The sequence below is a fragment of the Brevundimonas sp. TWP1-3 genome (genome assembly GCF_049896085.1).
Classification (GTDB): domain Bacteria; phylum Pseudomonadota; class Alphaproteobacteria; order Caulobacterales; family Caulobacteraceae; genus Brevundimonas.
Genome location: NZ_JAFCTP010000001.1, coordinates 833,486 through 850,992, shown reverse-complemented (window position 1 = coordinate 850,992; position 17,507 = coordinate 833,486). Strand labels below are relative to the sequence as shown.

Genomic DNA, 17,507 nt, shown 5'->3' with positions numbered 1-17,507 from the left:
AGCTGAAACCGCCTAATCCGTCGCAATAAGCCCCTGAGGACATTGATGAATACCGCTTCATCATGAGGCGGAAGAAGCCCGTGGTCACCATTTGGTCACCACGGCGCCAGCAATCGCGAGCGATTTCCAGCCTGTCCAGGAGCTTACCAGAGTGGGCGAGAAAAGTCGTCTAAGGAGGTCTGCTTGGCGCCAGAAGCGGACACTATCATCCAACCCAAGCCCGGACATGCTCGCCGATTCTGGACCATTGCGCTTGTGACCTCAGCGTGACTTCTTCGAGATACGGAGGACACGGTGACACAACTGGATGCTCGAGAGCATTTCAAAGAGATAGTGGCCGCCGGAGTCGGCGAGTATGTGGAAGCCGAAGCTGAGCTTACTGCTGCCACCCAAGCGGCCGATGAGGACCGGATCCAGAAGGCGCGGTTTAGGGCGCTTCGATTAGGTGGCGCGGCGGCAATCTATCTGCACCATTTCGCTGATATAGTTGCAAAACGACCCTCAAAAGGACTGCCGGACTTCGAGTCGTCGGTGGCTAAGGTGCGAGAGTTTCTCCAAGCCAAAGGTGCCGTTGACCTCACCATCCTGGGAGATGCTGCCGACTCTCTGCAGCATGCTGTTCTGACTTACCGGCTGCCGAGGCAAGTCGAAGAGGCGGGACAAGTCCCGTGGTCTCTCGGGGATATGGCGTTGATCGTTATGGCGAAGGCAAGTTCGGCGGTGGTGAACAGGTATGGATACTCGCGCGCTCCGGCCAGCGCTCGCTTACGTCAGTCCTTCGCGGGATTACCACTGTGTGGGAAGACGTACTCTTCGGCTGAGCGCCTACGTTGCGGCGAAGCCAAGCAGGCAAACGGCTCGGCCACCTTCCCAGGATCAGGGGAGACAAAGAACCTCGATCTGGCTGGCGGCATAGATGGTGGGATCGCGTTCTGAGAGGACCTGCCAGGGGATGATCTCATCGACCAGCAGGCACCTGAAACGCTCCTCGTCGAAAAGCCCCATCCGCACGCCCTGAGCAACGATGAGCGCGGCTTTCATATGTTCAACGGTCGCATTGTCGGGCAAGCGCAACACTCTACGGCCAGCGTCTGTAAAGGCCGCAAGGAGACGCGCACCGCTGACGCAGCATCGTGTGGAACCGCCTCCGAACAGACCCATCTCGATCTCGAGAGGCGACCCAAGATGGGCATGTGCAAGCTCGAACGTCCCCTTGCCAGCATTGAGGTTAAATTGGCGGAAGAAGCCGTCGAAGCGGGCCAAGGCGGATACTGCCTGGGCGATTTCCTGGGCGGTGTAGGGATAGGGCCGCATGCCGGTCCAGAGCGCATCCAACAGACGCTGGAAGCGGCCAGGCACAACCTCGCCATCTACAGTGACGTTCAGAAGATCAGTGCAACGCCGACGCCGCTCGATCAGATCAACGACGGCATTCCCGTCGCTCTCAAGCGTGCTCAAAGCCAATTTGACGTCAGCCTGCGACAGGTCCACGGCATTCCATCGCTCGTCGGGACCGGCCGCCCAGATTTCGCTGGGCGGCGCACTCTCGGCAGGCGCAGCAGCAGGCTCGGCCTGCACATGGTAGACCTTCAACGGCGACGCCGGGTCGTCGATAAGCGTCTGGAACCGCCGGCTCCGCTCATCCAGCACCGCATGGAGGCGGATCATCTGCTCCAGATGGCTCTCCCGAGCCGGATAAATCTCGCCGCGGCTGATCGGGGAGATAGCGCCCGTCTGTAGAAAGACGATCCGGTCGACCGGCCAAAACCTTTCAAGATCCGCATTGCCCTCCAGGAAGAGCCCGGCCTGAGCCTGAAGGCGCCACAGATTGGCAACATCGATCTCGAGAAACCGGAACTGCAACCTGCCGGCGGACATCACCTCGAAGAAGCTCGACAGACGATCGTGGTCGAGCAGATAGATTGCCCCGTACTCAGCCGCGCCCACATCCTCTGTGGCGAACCAACCGGCGACCGCCGGCTCCCGGGTCAAATCAATGAGTGGCGTAGCGGCAATGCCATGGTGCTGGACTGCTGCAAGAATCTGATCGTCGGACTGGAGGTAAGGGACCATCTCCGGAGAGTTTCGGGCCCACGACCAAAACGACTTCAATTTCTCCAAGTCCACCTCCCTTCCGCCGGCCGTGCACCGCGAAACGGTAGAGGTCGATCGTGGTCAACCACGAGAAGCTGACCAACATCGCCGACTACTGGTGGAACTCCGAAGACCAAATCCTTCGCGACCCGACCATCGGCCGCACTGTGAACCTGATCGTCCACGACCTTCAGGAGGTGAACGACGCCCTGCGGCGCGGCGAGTACTTCTGGACCGACATCGTTCGCGACGGCATCGCCCTCTACGAGATTCCCGGCCATCCCTTCGCGACGCCGCAGCCAATGACGGCCCAAGCGGCGGCAGAGATGGCGGAGCGCCATTTCGAGCAATGGTCAATCAGTGTCGCTCGTTCTTTAGAAACGGCTGCTGAACAACTGGCGAAAAACGCTGAACTAGGCTGGCGGAGAGATGCAGCGTTCAACCTCCACCAAGCGGTGGAGCGCGCCTACGCCTGCTTCCTCTTGGTTCACACTTTTTATTTTCCGCGCTCTCACAACATCAAATTCCTCCGTTCGCTGGCCGAGGACGTGAACACCGGCCTAGTGGAGGCCTGGCCCCGTGAGCACCGCTTCGACCGTCGCCGGTTCGAGCTGCTGAAACGCGCCTATGTCGAAGCCCGCTACAGCGACCAGTACGACGCCTCGGCAGAGGATCTGGAGTGGCTGATGACCCGCGCCGGCCATCTGCGCGATATCGTTGCCGACCTCTGCCAGACCCGCATCTCGGAGCTGAAGTCCAAGGCCGCCACCGCCTGATCTGTGGGTGTTTGCGACATCGCTCGATCACATTCGCTTGACGGAATGTGAAAATGAAACGCCGTGAAAAGCCTTGAAACAACCCTTCCGTGACCGGCCTTTTCGGCGGGATTGACGAGCTGGGGATAAGTGCGTCGCTTGAGGACCTTCACCAAGGAGCACCCTCAATGACCCGTCATTTCCCCGAAGAGACCGAAGACGTTCTGCTGAACCGCAAGGAGGCTTCGCGCGAACTTGCGACCTTAGGCATCCGCCGCGCGCCCTCCACCCTCGCCAAGATCTTCTGCACCAGATCCGACGGTCCGCCCTGCACCCACCTCGGCCGCACGCCATACTATCCGAGAAGCAAACTGCACGAATGGGCCCGGAGCCAGCTAACCGGCCTGCGCTCCTCGTCGAGCCAGCCGCGCCGGCAAGGCGGCTGGCCCCAAGAGGTGGACCAGTCGCCGCCGCTCTAGAGCTCCAGGCCGAGCCCTTTGCTGCGTTGCTGCTGACCGAAGCGGAAGTCCACCTGACCGCCCTGCAGCACCCCGGTGAGCGCCTGTCCCCGACAGGCCTCCAGCGCCGGCCGCCACGACGCCAGGGTCACGGCGGCCTTGCTCTCGATCACCGCATAGGTCCGACCGCCCATATGGGCCCGGTCCAGATAGACGCCGGAGAACCTCTGCCCCTCCTGGGCCCTGACCAACGGCTTGCCGGCCTGTCCGAGCCGTTCCATCTGGCCCTCCAGCTCCAGGGTCCAGAGCTGCCGCCTTTCCCCCTCGCCGAGCCCCATCGGCGCGCCTGAGCCGATGCCCCAGCTTTTCAGCACCTCAGCCCGTTGAAGCCCTAGCGCCTTCGCCTCGTCGGCCAGCGCCCCCGCCTCCGGTCCCTTCGCCAATCCGCCGGCGACCTTGTCGAGCCAGGTCACGCCTCTGGCCTGCGGCTGCAGCTCCAGCGGTCGAACGTCCAGCACCCGCACCTCCAGATCGACTGCGCCATGACGCGCATGGTCCGCCGCCGAGGCTTTCGCCAGATAGTCAGACGGAATGGCGAACAGGCCTTCGCCAAGACTCTGGCACGCCCCCTCACGGCTCATCGCTTCCAGCCGCCGCACATGCCGCTCGATAAACGCCGGACTGTCTCCCGGTCGTGCGGCCTGGTGCTCCTTCGCTGAATAAATCCCGCCACGCTCGCCGGCGATCTCAATGATCGTTCGGTCCGACGCCCGCTCTGGTCGCGCCTTGCCCCGCACCTCGACGATCGCCCGCTCCGGCACGCGGTCCAGGATCAGGGCGCTGTCCAGCGACGGCAGCCGCACATGGCCAAACCGTCCATCCATCGTCTCCATCACCAGGGCCTGCGGTCCGTTTCCATAGGGGCCGATAGGCTGCACCCCGGCATAGGCGCCGACGACGCTCTCGCCCGCCTTGATCTCCAGCGGCTGAAGCCGCTCCATCTGCCCGCCCCACCGGCCGCCCCAGATCGCCTTGGCGGCCGCCGCCTCTCTCGCTTCGCGCTCCCCGACCCGCTGCAGGGTCTCGCGTAGATCGGCGGGGACGTTCCACATCTCAGGCCCCTCGCGCGCGACCCAGCCCCGCGTCTCCAGATGGACCAGCCGTCGTAGCGCATCGGTTCGTTGCGCCTCTGGCAGACTTTCCAGGCTCAGCCGCCCGTCGCGGACTTCGCCGATCAGGGTCTGGTCCATGCGGGTGAACCGGTCCGCCGTGACGTCCTTCTCTGAACCCGCCCGCTCCTGCCTCGGCCCAAGGATTTCGGTCGCCAGTTGCTGGGACCGCTGACGTAGCCCGTGGCTGACGTAGTCGCGGGGGATGACCAGATCCCGGCCGTCGTCGCGCTTGCCCCGCAGCAGGATATGCAGATGCGGTCGTCCGGTGTCGTAGTGGGCGCTCGCCACCCATTCGAGCGGCGTGCCCATGTCGGTAGAGACCTGATCCATGAACCGGCGGGTGAAAGCCTTGAGGTCGGGCAACTCGCGCCCGTCCTCCGGATTGACGATGATCCGGAAGTGGTGCCGGTCTCCTTCGCAACGCCGTGCGAACCCGGACGCCTCCACTGCGTCTTCGCGCGCATCGAAGAAACGACCCGGCTCGCCCTTCGCGCCAGCCCCCTCGCGGGCCACATAGCGGACATGGGTCATCAGCGCCCTCTTGGCCCCCGGCGTCATCGGCACGACCCGCACCTTGACGATCACCCGACGCATGCCGCCCGCCGCCGACCGCACCGGTCGGACACGCTGCACTGAACCCTTCGAAGAGAAATGCCGCGCTCTCGCGCGCGGCGGCATCGACGGCGTCGCCCGGCTGACCAGCCGCCCGACGGTCCAGGTCGGCGGAGTTTCCCGCCGCGCCGTCATCGGCGGTTTGAGGCCGTAGTCTTCAGGTTCTCTCGGTTCGGTCATGGCGGGCTCCCGCGTCCCCGAAACCCTTCGCCTTTACCGATGTACCCGGCCGGCGAGTTCCAAGGATCGCAGGCCGGATTTTATCTTGCCCTGCCACCCTGTCGCTGTGCCTCTCGACGCTCATGGTTGCTCATGATTGACGGACGAGGGCTCACCTCGCGGCTCAGCTGCGCGTCCGTCCGCTCAGTCCAGGCGCGTCATCCGACCCGCTACAAGGTTCGAATGAAGGGGGCTGCGGCCAGGATGGCCTGGCTGCGATTATTGACTTCCAGCTTCTTCAAAATGGCCGACACATGTTGTTTGACCGTGCCTTCCGTCAGGTTCATCTCTCCGGCGATTTCCTTGTTCAGCTTGCCGTCGGATAGGGCGCGCAGCACCCGCAATTGGGCTGCCGAGAGACGGGCCACGCGCTTGTGGAAGTCGATCACGGTCTCGTCGGCCTGTGCGTCGTGCGGGAACAGTTCTTCGCCGCGCAACAGGGCGCCCACGCCGTTCACCAAGGTCTCGACCGGAGCAGCCTTGGACAAATAGCCCTGAACACCGAAGGCCCGGGCCATGCTGATCGAATGCAAGTCGGCGCGCGATGAGACGATCGCCACGGCGCTGTCAGGCAGCAGTTGCTGAATCCGCAACAGCGCGCTGAAGCCGTCGGCGTCGGGCAGCAGCAAGTCCAACATCACCAGCTTCACCCGGGGACCATACAATCGGGCGTATTGTTCAGCTTCAGCGGCGGACGTCACACGGCCGACGTCCAAATGCGGGTAGGCCGCCCGGATCGACAACTCCAAAGCCTGCCCCACCAATGGGTGGTCATCAACGATCAAGACGATCCAGCGCATGGGTCATTACACCCCGTGATTGTTACCCGTCGCTTAAAATCAATCCAACCCCGCCAGAAAGCTCGGCGTCTTCGCATTCCCTTGAGTTCGCCCGCTCGCTGACCGGAAACAACGGCCAAAACCTATAACTTTGGTTCGATTTCGCCCGTTTTTCACGCACCGCTTGTAGACCCCGGATGAAATCGGGATGATTTGGCTCTCCAACGCCGCCGCGGAACCCTCCGTGACGCACCCCGAAAAAAGTTGGAGAGTTCCATGTTCATCAAGTCGCTGACCGCCGCCGCCGTCCTCGCCCTGACCGCTGTCGCCGCCCCCGCCCTGGCCCAGAGCGCATCGACCACCGGTTCGGGTTCGATCACCGTGATCCGCCCCCTGACGCTTACCAAGACCGCCGACCTGAAGTTCGGCACCGTGGTTCGCCCGGCGACGGGTTCAGGCACGGCCGTGATCAGCGCCGCCGGCGCCCGCTCCGTCACCGGCGGCGTGGTTGGCCTGAGCTCGGGCGACGCCCCGGCCGCTGCCGCCTTCACGGTCGCCGGCGAAGGCGGCCAGTCGGTCTCGGTCACCGTCCCGGCCTCCTTCTCGATGGCCAACGGCACCGACACCCTGGTCGTCACCACCTCGAACAGCCTGACGGGTTCGGCCGCCAGCCAGACCTTGTCGAACGCCCTTGGGTCGGCCGGTTCGCTGGCCTTCACGGTGGGTGGATCCGTTCCGGTCGCCTCGACCACGACCACCGGCGCCTACACCGGGACGTTCACTGTCTCGGCCGCCTACAACTGAGGCTAGGCGGATGTTTCCACTGCATCAGGAGGGCGAGACGGCTGGCCCCATTAACCCCACGATAGGGTCTTGGGGCCATCGTTTCGCGTCCCTGTTGCATACGGCCTTCACCATGAGCCTGCGATTCCTGATCCCTGCGTTCGCGCTCCTGCTGCTTGTGGGGTCTGCAGAGGCGCAGGTCGGGGCGGATCTGAACATCTCGCCCAAGCGCGTCGTGTTCGGTCCCGGAGAGCGCAGCGCCACGGTCTATATTTTCAATCAGGGCGATAGCGAAGCCACCTACACGGTCGAGACGGTGGACCGGATCATGCTCGCCGACGGCCAGATCGTCGCCGCCGCCGACCGGCCGGAAATCGCCGTCAACTCGGCCGACGACCTGGTTCAATACACGCCGCGTCGCATCACCTTGCAGCCGCGCGAAAGCCAGGCCATCCGCGTGCGGGCCCGCCCCGGCGCGGACGCTGGCGAATACCGCACCCACCTGACCGTGACCGCCTTGCCGTCAGAAGACACCGGCTTCACCGTCCAGCAGGCGACACAGCCGGGCGGCGGCGAGGTGTCGTTGCAGGTCGTGGCCCTGTTCAGCGTCAGCATTCCCGTCATCGTGCGCGACGGTCCTGCCGACGCACGCGCAGCGATCGAGAACCCCGCCATCGTGCAGGAGGGAGAGGCGCGCCTGCTGTCGCTCGACCTGGTTCGGCTGGGCGCCAGCTCTGTCTATGGCGATGTCGAAATCCTGTCGGGTCAAGGCGCCGACGCCAAGATCATCACTGCCGTGCGCGGCGTAGCCGTCTATCCCGAGGTCGCCCGACGTACGATGGTCGCCGCGCTTCCGGCCGTGATTGGCGCAGGCCAAGTCTTGACGGTCATCTATCGCGACGACGACACGCACAAGGGCGAGGTCCTGGCGATGACGACCCTCGTTGCTCCGTGATCACCGCCCGCTCAGCCGGCGCAGCCGCGGTTGCGCTCGCCGCCGCCATGGGCTCGTCGGACGCGTTCGCCCAAACCCTGGTGCGCAATCTGGTGATCGCCGCCGATCCCCAACCTTTCAGCGCCGACGACCTGCTTTGGATGGAGGTGCGCGCCGGCGACCTGCAACTGGCTGAGTCGATGAATGTGTACGCCTCCCGTTCGGGCGTCTTTGTGCCTCTGGGCGAGTTCTCGCGCGTGCTGGAGCTGGCCGTCGGCGTGTTCCCCGGCCAACGCCGGGCCGAGGGCTGGGTGCTATCGCCTGACCGGCGCCTGGTCGTCGATCTGGCGACACGCCAGGCGACGGTTCAGGGGCGCATCATCCCCTTCAGCACGGACCAGGCCGCCATCTACGACGGCGACCTCTATGTCCGCGCAGATCTGCTGGAACAACTGCTGCCGGTTCGGATCAAGGCCGATGCCAGCGCCCAGGTTCTGGCCCTGACGGCGACCGAGGCCCTGCCGTTTCAGCAACGGGCCGAACGCGAGCAGCGCCGCGCCGGCGCCGTGGGCGCTCCGCAGGACGAAGGGACGCGGCTGGCGACGCCTTATCGCCTGTTCACCGCACCGTCTTTCGACGTCAACATCGGCGGCCAGCTGGCGCGTGACGGGATCGATCAGGCCAGCCGCTATGATATCCGCGCCGCCGGCGACCTGCTGCATGCTGGACTTGAGGCCTATGCCGGGTCCGATGACGACGGCCGCATAAGCGATGTTCGCGTAACCCTCAGCCGCAAGGATCCCTACGGCCGCGCGCTCGGGCCGCTGGGCGGTACGCGGGCCGGCGTGGGCGACATCTTCACCCCGTCCATGGCCATCGGCGCCGCGAGCTATGCGGGACGCGGCCTCTATTATACGTCCGCGCCGCTGGAGAATCTGGACCTGGCCACGCCGTTGAACCTGCGCGGTGAACTGGCGCTGGGCGAGGATGTCGAACTGTATGTCAACGAGGTGCTGCAGCGCGCCCAAACCTCGCCGGTGCAGGGGCGCTATGAATTTCTGGATGTGCCTCTGGCGTTTGGACTGAACACGCTGCGCCTGGTCTTCTACGGATCCCAAGGTCAGCGGCGCGAGGTCGTGCGCCGCATCAACTTCGGAACGGGCCAGGTCGAGGCCGGCCGGTTCGTCCTGCGGCTCGGCGCGGCCGAACAGGGGCTGACGGTCTTCGATGTCAGCGGCGGGGAGACCCCGATGATGGCCGAGGCCGGAGCCACGCGCCTGGTGGCCTTGGCCGACTATGGGCTGTCCCCCGGCCTGACGCTGAGCGCCGGAGCCGCCCGCTATCGGCCCCAGGGTCAGGCGACCCGCACCCTGGGCAGTCTCGGCCTACGCGGATCCCTGGGCGCCGTGGCTGCCCAGGTCGACGCGGCCTTCGACGATCAGGGCGGGCGGGGCGTCACCCTGGGCGCAGCGGCGCGGCCGTTTGGCGTCTCTATCGTCGGCCGCCATTCGGAATATGCCGGCGACTTTATCGACGAGACTCGACAGTTGGGCGTCAGCGACCAGGCGCCGCTGGCCCGCGCCACCGACCTGCGGCTGGACGGTCAGGTATCGGGCCCCCGAGGACTGGCCGTGCCGCTGTCGTTCAACGTGCGCCGGCTTCAGCGCGCGGACGATAGTCTGACGACCAATGCCGAACTGCGGGCCTCGGCCCCCATAGGGCGCTATTACGCCTCCAGCAGCGTCGTCTATGAGGCTGAAAAGACCGCCTTGGCCAGCCGCCGTCGCTGGCTGGGCGCCAGCGATGTCACCACCCTGATCTCGGCCCGGCTGCAGGCGCGTGCGGGCGTGTCGTACGAACTGTCGCCGGATCCGGGCGTCGATACCGCCTATGCGACCGTGGACTGGCAAATCAGTGACGCCAACGCCCTGCGCCTCGGCGTCGTGCGCGCCATCGGCCCCCGGCCGGCGACCAGCTTCCAGGCCTCGAACCTGTGGCGCGCGCGGCGTTTCGATCTGGCGCTGAACGTCGCCTATGAGACCGAGCGCAAGGACTGGCGCATCGGTCTGCAACTGGGCTTCGGCTTCGGTTATGATCCGCTTGAGCGTCGCTACGAGATGACCCGACCCGGCGTAGCCGGTGGTGGAGCCGTAGCGGTCAACGCCTGGATCGACGCCAACGGCGACGGCCTGCGCCAAACGGACGAACAGGGCGTCGGCGGCCTGGTCGTGGACACGCCTGCCGGCGCCGAGGTGACCGACGAGGCGGGTCGCGTCTTCGCCACCGGCCTCGGGGACGCCGCCGTCGCGCGTATTCGCCTGAACGACGAGGCGATCGACGATCCCTTCCTGGTCGGCGGCGCCGGCGTGATCGAGATCGTGCCCCGCGCCGGCCGGACCCTCGTCATTGACCGGCCTATGGCGCGCAGCGCCGAGGTCGAACTGACCGCCCTGTTCATACGCGAGGATGGCGTCTCGCGTCCGCTGGCGGCGCTGGACGTCGAGCTGGTCGCAGAACGCGGCGGCCAAGCAATCCGGGCGCGCAGCGACCACGCCGGCATCCTGTTTTTCGAAGGCGTCCCGCCCGGCGCCTATGTCCTACGCCTCCAGACGGATCAGGCCCGAACGCAGGGCATGAGCCTGGCGGCGCCGGTGACCCTGTTTGTGCCGGCTGACGGCGGCTTTGTTCGCGGCGGCCAGGTGCGTGTGCGCCTGGGCCAGGATGGTCAGCCATGAATCGTGTCCTGGCCGCCCTGGTCGCGATCGGCGCACTGCTGGCGGCGGCCCAAGGCGCTCATGCTCAGGCGACGGTCACGCGATCGCCCGCCACCGCGCCCGCCTTGGGCACGACGATCCGGGGCAATGCGACCACGGTGTTCAGCATCTCGGCCACGGGAACCGTGACCCGCGTCTCCGGCAACGCCATCCGCCTGTCCAGTGCGTCGGTGACAACGCCCACCCTGACCATCAACTGTGGTCTGCTGAACCTGTCGGGCCTGTGCGCCCTGCGCTATGTGCGGGTCACGATCACGCCGGTCACCGGGTCAGGACCCGCGACCATATCGAAACTGCGCGTCGCATCACTGTCGGGCGCCAGCTATCGCAGCGGTTCTGCGCCATCCGAAGGAGCCAGTCTGATGTTCGACCTGAATCCGCTGGGCCTGCTGGGCAGCGCCACCCTGCGGCTGGGCATGGATGTCACCCTGGCCGCCAACGCCGCGAGCGGAAACCACAGCTACGACTACATCGTCACCGTAGACCTGGTTCAATGATCGCTCGTCTCGCCTTGATCGCATCACTGATCGCCCCTCAGGTCGCGGCGCCGGCCTTCGCCCAGACAGCGCGGGGCTCGCTGGAGGTGCAGCGCAGCCTGAGCGTCGCGGCCGTCCACGTCAGGTCGATTCAGCCGGACACCTTGTCGGCGTCGCTATCGGTCGTGTCTGATGCGAGCCGCCCCGATGCGCCGTCGGTCGTGATGGTCCGCGGTGATCCCGGGCGGGTCTATCGCATCCGCGTGCCGGAAACCCTGACCTCCGATCAGGGGATGTCGATCGTGGAGGATGTCCAGATCTGGAGCGTCAATACTGGCGATGTCTCGACCGTGCGCGTGTCCCACATGGATGCGGACGGTCGCGATCTGTTGCGCATCACGGGTCGGCTGCGACAGCAGGGGCTAGCTTCGGATGGCGCCGTCCTGACCGCCCTGCCCCTGACCATCGACTACGAATAGTTAGATTCCGTCGATAGCGGCCACCAGGGCGTCGATCTCATCCTCGCGGGGAACCTCACCTGCGGCGAAACGCCCATCCACCGCCAGGGCCGCCGCTCCGACGTCGACGAAGCCGAAGATGCCCGCGGCGCCCGCGAGCCCGTGGGCCAGATGTTCGACGTCCTGAAACCCTTCCGCGCCTCTTGCCCAGGCCAGACGGATGGCCGACGCCTCTTCTTTCGCCTTCTTGCGAAAACGGTCGCGCAACTCGGCCAGAGGATCGACGGTCAAGCGCGGGCTTCGGCCAGAAGATCCCGGACCTGACTGGCCAGGGTCATTGGGTCGAACGGCTTGGTGATGACGCCGATCGCCCCCAGGGTCTTGAAACGATCGATCTCGCCGGACTGTGCGCGCGCCGTCATGAAGATGACAGGCGTCTCGCCCAGCCCCTCGATCCGACGCAACGCCGACAGCACGCCAGGTCCATCCATCTGCGGCATCATGACATCCAGAAGGATGACGTCAGGACGTGCGCCCGCCGACAGCTGCTCCAGCGCGGCTTCGCCGGACGCCATGCTGGTCAGGCTGATCTCGGGATCGAGCTCCAGCGCCATGGCCGCCACCTCGCGGATGTCCGGCTCGTCGTCAACGTGCATCAGGGTGATCGGCATGGCGGCTCCAATGTTCAGTTGCGAACGTCCTTGTGGGTGAGACGCCGCACCGTGCGGGCCAGGTGCGCCAGCGAGGTGCGCGACTTCACCAGCACGGCTTCGACCCTTTGACCCAGCGCGGCGTCCATCTCTTGAGCCGAATAGACGACGACCGGAATCGATCCGCCTGCATCGTCTCCCAACTCTTTCAGAAGCTCCAGACCCGACCCGTCTGGCAGGCCGAGATCCAGGATCACCAGATCGGGACGCGCGATCGCCAAGGCGCGGCGCGCATCGGCCAGGCTGCCCGCGCCCGACATTTCGGCCACCCCCGCCAGGGTCGAAGCCGTCACCTGGAGGATATCCGGGTCGTCGTCCACATGAAGGATCGAGGGCCGTCGCGTCTCCAGCCGATCCAGGATCGAAGCGACTGCCGACCTCAACCGGCTCTGATCGAACGGCTTCTCCAGCCAGTCCAGCACCTCCAACGACCGTCCACGCGCCTTGCCGCGCGCCACGTCCGCCGACACCACGACGACCGGCAGATCCCGTGTCGCCGCATGGCCCCGCAACGCGCGGATCAGACCGATCCCGTCCGCATCGGGCAGTTGCAGATCGACCAGAACGGCCGCGTAGCGCTCCTGCCGAACCACGTCGAGCGCCCCGCGCGCTGTGGCGACCACATGGGCCTCGAACCCGTCCTGCTCCAGCATGACGCGCAGCACCTCGGCAGCGTCGGGATCATCCTCGACGATCAGCAGTCTCGGGCCGGTTCCGGGCGCCGTATCGGAAACCCCGATGGCCAACGGCAGGTCCAGATGGAAGGTCGCCCCCTCGCCCGGCGCGGATTCAAACCACAGCCGCCCTCCGTGCCGTTCCGCAATCTCGCGGGCGATAGCCAGGCCCAGCCCGGTTCCGCCGCGCTGGCGGGTGTCAGACCCGTCGGCCTGGGCGAACTTGTTGAAAATGCGCGCGCGGAATTCGTCGGGAATGCCCGGCCCGTGGTCGCGCACGCTCAGCCGCGCAATCCGCGCCTCGGGCACGACGCTGACTTCAACCACCCCGCCCGAGGGCGAGAACTTGGCCGCATTGGACAGCAGATTGACCACCACCTGCACCAGCCGATCGGCGTCGCCGCTGACCGGCGCCTCGGCCCCCTCGCTTAACGTCAGGCTGACCCCCAGACTGTCGGCGAGGCCCCGCACGCTGTCCAGTGAGACCAGAGCAATGTCGCGCAGGTCCAGCGACACCAGATCCAGCGTCATCTGACCCGACTCGATCTTCTCCACATCCAGGATGTCGTTGATAAGTCGAATCAGCCGCTGGCTGTTGGAATGGGCGATGCCGATCAACCGACCCGCCTTCTCAGGCAGCACGCCGCCCGCCCCCCCGACCAGCAAACCCAAAGACCCCGCAATCGAGGTCAGGGGCGTCCTCAGCTCGTGACTGACGGTAGAAACGAACTGCTGCTTCATCTCCTCCACGCGACGGCGCTCTGAAATGTCGCGGATCACCGCCACCAGATGCACGCCCGTCGGCAGAGTCATCGGGCTCAAGGCCACATCCACGGGGAAGGTCGTGCCGTCGCGACGCCGGGCGGTGAGTTCACGCACGACGCCCTGTTCGAAATCTTCGCGATTGGCGCCGATCCGGGTCAGGAAAGCTGTTTCTCCATCGCCGCCCAAGTCCATCAAGACCGAAACATCGCGACGCCCCAGTTCAGGCGCGGTCCAGCCGAACATGCGCGTCGCCGCCGTGTTCAGCGTTTCGATGCTGCCGCTGGGATTCAACGTCAGAATGGCGTCGATGGCGCTGTCGAAGATGGCTGTCTGACGGGCGGCCGTCGCCTGAACTGCGTCCAGCAAGACGCGACGTGTCCGGACATAACGCCAGACCAGAAAACCGCTCGACGCGACCACCGCAATCAGCAGCAGGAACACGCCTGCGACCAGGCGTTCGGTCATGCGGCTGCGTGCATCAGCGCGCTGCGTCACATCAGCAAGCGCCTGGGCGTCGACGGCCACCATCCGGTCGACGGCGACGCGAATATCGTCCATTGCCGCCTTGCCCACGCCGTTGGAGACCGCATCGAGCCCGGCCTCACGACCCTGGGTGTCGTGCGCCACGATACCGTTCCGCATCGCCGCCTGTTTGCGCGCGATTAGGGTCTCCAGCCAAACCAGATTGGCCGCCTGTTGAGGATTGTCGCGATAGAGCGCCTTCAGGCGCGGGAGTTCGGCACCCAGCGCACGGGCTGCGCTGTTATAGGGCTCCAGATAGCTGGCTTGGCCCGTGATCACATAGCCTCGCTGGCCTGTCTCGGCATCCTGCATGGACGAGAAGATTTGCAGCAACTGGGCGCGGGCCACATGGGATCGCTCGACCTCGGCTCGTAATGCGCGCGCGCGATCGAACTCAAGCCGAAGCTCTAGTCCGACGAAAGCCAGGCCCAGCAAGACGGCGACAGCCAAGGCGACCAACAGGGCTTGCTGATAGGGTCTCGTGATTACGGCGCGCTTCAAGGTCGGCAAGCGGAGGTCTCCGATGCAGGCTCGAAGACGCCCGCTCAATCACGAAGCGCGTTCTTTGCGCCAAACGATGCAGCAGGCTCCCATGATCGGCGCCGCACGACAATAGAAGGTTCTGACGCCACTCCAGAAGCCTTATGTTTGCTACGCTCGTCCAAGCACCGCTTAAAGCTGACCCTGCTCGCCTTCGACCCCAGCGTCGTCCCGTGCGAGGTGGCGGATTTGGGTCATGAGCGCCTCTTCGTCCCGGTGTCATCGGCACGACCTGCACCTTGACCATCACCGGCGCATCCCGCCCGCCGGAGAGCGGACGGGTCGAACACGCTGGACGGAGCCCCTCACATTCAAGGGCCGCGCTTTGGCGCGCGGCGGCATCGACGGCGTCGCCAGACTGACGAAGCGTCCGGCTTTCCAGATCGCCAGCGTCTCCCGCCGCGCCGTCATCGGCGGCCTGAAGCCGTAGTCTTCAGGAGCACGGGGCTCGGTCATGGCGCTCCCGCGCCCCGAACCCTTTCGCCTTCACCGATGTACCCGACTGGCGATTTCAAGGATCGCAGGCCGGAAGAACGACGGCGCCCGGCCGCGTCAGATCGTCGCGGCCGTCGCGCTGCACCCCACGAGATCGCAGTCAAGTTGAAGACGGGACCAATCAGGCTTCTCCAGCCTGCGAGGTTGCTTGCGACGGTCGCCAATCCCGCGACGACAGCGCTGGGCGTCGCTCTGCAGTCCCATCTCGGAAAAGTCAGCTCCAATACAAATGCGCGGACGCGCACACTCTGCGCGCGAACACCTAAGCTTGCGCAGCAGCGAAGACTGGCTTTGCTGTAAAGACCGTCGATCCGTCCATTTACCTTGAGTTGTGACTCGGTGAACATAGTTCCAGATCTGGAGGACTGACTCATGATCAATGCCATGGCCGAAGGGCTCGGCCGATCGGATCAAGCGGCGGACGCCGCAGGGGCCGTCGATCGGGACTGGATGATCCACTCCGTCGAGTCGATGCTGCGGCAGGCGTTTCCAACCCTCATCATCGTCGGAAGCCAGGCGTCGATCTATTTCAACGACGCCTGTCGCGCGCTTCTGCCGCTATCAGCTTCGCAGGGGGGCGTATTCGAGGACATGGCGCCGTCCCTGTCTTCCCAGTTGGCGGCGACCATCGCGGCGGCTTGGACAGGCGACGCGGGAACCGCCGATGACATCCGGCTGCATATCGATCGCCCGGAGGGCGCGCGGGAGACCTGGGTCACGGCTGCCGTCACGCCTATCGCCCGCGACGACAAGGTGCACGCCGTACTGTGCATGCTCCGCGACGTCACTGAGGAGAAGGGCTTGCGCGCGCGTCTCTTAACCGCGGAATCAACTTTGGACTCACTGACGAGCTTGGCCCCCCTCTTCCTGTGGCGCCTGGACACCCGCGGGGTCATCCGATGGATGAACGACCGATGTCAGACCTATTTGGGCGTCAGCCTACCGCAAGCGAGGACGGATGGCTGGATAGGCTGGCTTCATCCGGCCGAACGGGACCGCATCATCGCCGACTGGGGCCGCGCCGTCACCCTGGCCAAACCCTTCGAAAGCCGGCACCGGCTCCGCAGCGCAGGCGGCGTCTATCGCTGGTTCACCATTCGCGCCCTGCCCCAGTTCGACGAGCACGGAGAGTTGTTCGAATGGCATTCAGCGGCTTTGGAAGTCCTGGACGCAGAGAACGCCGCGCCCGAGCGCCGACTGCTCTGGACAGTCGATGTCGCCGACTGGAGCCGTCGCTTTCTCAACATTGACACCCAGACCGCCTGGCCGGGAGATCGCCCCTCTGTCATCGCCTGGACCGACCAGCTCGCTGCGGTTCTTGAGGAGGATCGCCCTGCGTTTCGTTCGGCGGTCGAGACGTTGATGACCGGCAAGTCCATCGAGGCCGCCTATCGTGTTCGCGACCGCAGCGGAAGTCTGCTTTCGGTCGAGGACACCGCCTTTCCATTGATCGAGGCGGATGGGGAGATCAGGCGATTCGTTGGCGAATCCCGAATTCGCACCCAGCCCGGCAAGACCGTTCTTCTCATCGACCCTGCGCGCCGGGGTTGCCAGGTGCGCCGCGCACTAGAGAGCGATGAAGTCCGGGTGGATGTGACTGGCGCCCTGGACCAAACGCTTCGGACACGCACGGGTGTTCAAACGATCGTCTACTGCTCCGACTCGACCGTCGTGGACATCCTCAAGGCGACAGAGGTCGTCGGACGCGAGCTGCCTGACGTTCCTCTGGTCATACTGGGGGATCCATTGGCGACGCCGCGTGAGGTCATCGCTCTGCACAACTCGGGGGTCGTCGATCTTCTGTCCTATGGCGACACCGAAGAGACCCACATCGCCGCCATTCGGGCGCATTGTGGAATCTCCAATGATAACATTGACCTATCCCTACCTGGTAGACCTACCAGGCAGGCCTTGGCCCGATTATCTTCGCGTGAACGGGAGATTCTGGAACACGCGGTCTCGGGCGGTACGTCCAAGACGATCGGGCGCCTGCTCGGCATCAGCCCTCGGACCGTCGACTACCATCGCGGCAAGGCGCTGGACAAACTCGGGATGAGGTCGGTCAGCCAGGCGGGAGACCTTTTCACCCCCCGTGAAGCCCTACCCGCGAGCCGTTACTAGGCGTCAAAAGTAGGTCCCCTGCGCGAAATCCAGGAAACCGCAATCGCGTCACGATTGTGTCCTCGGTCGCATTAGCCTCTCCGTCTGGGAGCAGAAGTCTCCCGTGCTGGGAGAAGTGCAATGTCGGCAAAGGGTTGGAAAAGCGGATCCGCCGTTCTTGGGAATG

At 65.2% G+C, this 17,507-nt stretch carries 16 protein-coding genes; 10 read left to right on the top strand and 6 right to left on the bottom strand.

The genetic code is table 11. The annotated features are described in order from the left end of the window. Nucleotides 1-294: 294 nt before the first annotated feature. Nucleotides 295-936, top strand: a complete 642-nt coding sequence (locus ACP693_RS04275; protein ID WP_426018710.1) for a hypothetical protein — start codon at nt 295-297, stop codon at nt 934-936. Here ACP693_RS04275 and ACP693_RS04270 read toward each other — a convergent pair. Further along, nucleotides 877-2,121 (bottom strand): FRG domain-containing protein, encoded by a 1,245-nt coding sequence (locus ACP693_RS04270; protein WP_426018712.1) that lies wholly within the window; start codon nt 2,119-2,121, stop codon nt 877-879. The genes ACP693_RS04275 and ACP693_RS04270 overlap by 60 nt on opposite strands. Nucleotides 2,122-2,171: 50 nt before the next feature. Between ACP693_RS04270 and ACP693_RS04265 the strand changes: the two genes are divergently transcribed. Together ACP693_RS04265 and ACP693_RS04260 are read left to right on the top strand one after the other, a co-directional pair. After that, nucleotides 2,172-2,870 (top strand): HEPN domain-containing protein, encoded by a 699-nt coding sequence (locus tag ACP693_RS04265; RefSeq protein WP_426018714.1) that lies wholly within the window; start codon nt 2,172-2,174, stop codon nt 2,868-2,870. Between the two features lie 167 nt (nt 2,871-3,037). Further along, on the top strand, nt 3,038-3,328 hold the full coding sequence (locus ACP693_RS04260) for a hypothetical protein (RefSeq protein ID WP_426018716.1): 291 nt from the start codon (nt 3,038-3,040) through the stop codon (nt 3,326-3,328). Here ACP693_RS04260 and ACP693_RS04255 read toward each other — a convergent pair. Together ACP693_RS04255 and ACP693_RS04250 are read right to left on the bottom strand one after the other, a co-directional pair. Continuing rightward, entirely contained in the window at nt 3,325-5,271 is a 1,947-nt protein-coding gene (locus ACP693_RS04255) for a DUF3363 domain-containing protein (protein WP_426018718.1), read from the bottom strand. The two genes, ACP693_RS04260 and ACP693_RS04255, sit on opposite strands and share 4 nt — an antisense overlap. 209 nt (nt 5,272-5,480) lie before the next feature. Continuing rightward, a complete protein-coding gene (locus ACP693_RS04250; protein ID WP_426018720.1) occupies nt 5,481-6,110 on the bottom strand; it encodes a LuxR C-terminal-related transcriptional regulator in 630 nt (209 codons plus the stop codon). Nucleotides 6,111-6,365: 255 nt separating this feature from the next. Between ACP693_RS04250 and ACP693_RS04245 the strand changes: the two genes are divergently transcribed. The 5 genes from ACP693_RS04245 (at nt 6,366) to ACP693_RS04225 (ending at nt 11,535) form a co-directional block, all read left to right on the top strand. Beyond that, complete coding sequence (locus ACP693_RS04245; RefSeq protein ID WP_426018722.1) at nt 6,366-6,893, top strand: DUF4402 domain-containing protein; 528 nt, start codon at nt 6,366-6,368, stop codon at nt 6,891-6,893. 112 nt (nt 6,894-7,005) lie between these two features. Further along, on the top strand, nt 7,006-7,827 hold the full coding sequence (locus ACP693_RS04240) for a fimbrial biogenesis chaperone (RefSeq protein WP_426018723.1): 822 nt from the start codon (nt 7,006-7,008) through the stop codon (nt 7,825-7,827). Next, the gene (locus ACP693_RS04235) at nt 7,824-10,541 is read left to right on the top strand and encodes a hypothetical protein (RefSeq protein ID WP_426018724.1); all 2,718 of its coding nucleotides are present in this window, start codon (nt 7,824-7,826) and stop codon (nt 10,539-10,541) included. The genes ACP693_RS04240 and ACP693_RS04235 overlap by 4 nt, the downstream gene beginning before the upstream one ends. Then, nucleotides 10,538-11,077 (top strand): hypothetical protein, encoded by a 540-nt coding sequence (locus tag ACP693_RS04230; protein ID WP_426018726.1) that lies wholly within the window; start codon nt 10,538-10,540, stop codon nt 11,075-11,077. Before ACP693_RS04235 ends, ACP693_RS04230 begins: the two co-directional genes overlap by 4 nt. After that, entirely contained in the window at nt 11,074-11,535 is a 462-nt protein-coding gene (locus tag ACP693_RS04225; RefSeq protein WP_426018727.1) for a hypothetical protein, read from the top strand. The genes ACP693_RS04230 and ACP693_RS04225 overlap by 4 nt, the downstream gene beginning before the upstream one ends. On the opposite strand, the gene ACP693_RS04220 is transcribed toward ACP693_RS04225, so the two are convergent. From ACP693_RS04220 to ACP693_RS04210, 3 genes are read right to left on the bottom strand one after another with little or no spacing between them, the layout of a single operon-like run. Next, nucleotides 11,536-11,805: an Hpt domain-containing protein gene (locus ACP693_RS04220; RefSeq protein ID WP_426018729.1), complete on the bottom strand. Its 270-nt coding sequence runs from the start codon at nt 11,803-11,805 to the stop codon at nt 11,536-11,538. Further along, nucleotides 11,802-12,185 (bottom strand): response regulator, encoded by a 384-nt coding sequence (locus tag ACP693_RS04215; RefSeq protein WP_426018731.1) that lies wholly within the window; start codon nt 12,183-12,185, stop codon nt 11,802-11,804. The genes ACP693_RS04220 and ACP693_RS04215 overlap by 4 nt, the downstream gene beginning before the upstream one ends. Nucleotides 12,186-12,199: 14 nt before the next feature. Beyond that, nucleotides 12,200-14,695 (bottom strand): CHASE3 domain-containing protein, encoded by a 2,496-nt coding sequence (locus ACP693_RS04210; protein WP_426018733.1) that lies wholly within the window; start codon nt 14,693-14,695, stop codon nt 12,200-12,202. Between the two features lie 226 nt (nt 14,696-14,921). Between ACP693_RS04210 and ACP693_RS04205 the strand changes: the two genes are divergently transcribed. Both ACP693_RS04205 and ACP693_RS04200 read left to right on the top strand, forming a co-directional pair. Continuing rightward, a complete protein-coding gene (locus tag ACP693_RS04205; protein ID WP_426018734.1) occupies nt 14,922-15,155 on the top strand; it encodes a hypothetical protein in 234 nt (77 codons plus the stop codon). Between the two features lie 437 nt (nt 15,156-15,592). After that, nucleotides 15,593-17,341: a PAS domain-containing protein gene (locus ACP693_RS04200; protein ID WP_426018736.1), complete on the top strand. Its 1,749-nt coding sequence runs from the start codon at nt 15,593-15,595 to the stop codon at nt 17,339-17,341. Nucleotides 17,342-17,507: the final 166 nt, after the last annotated feature.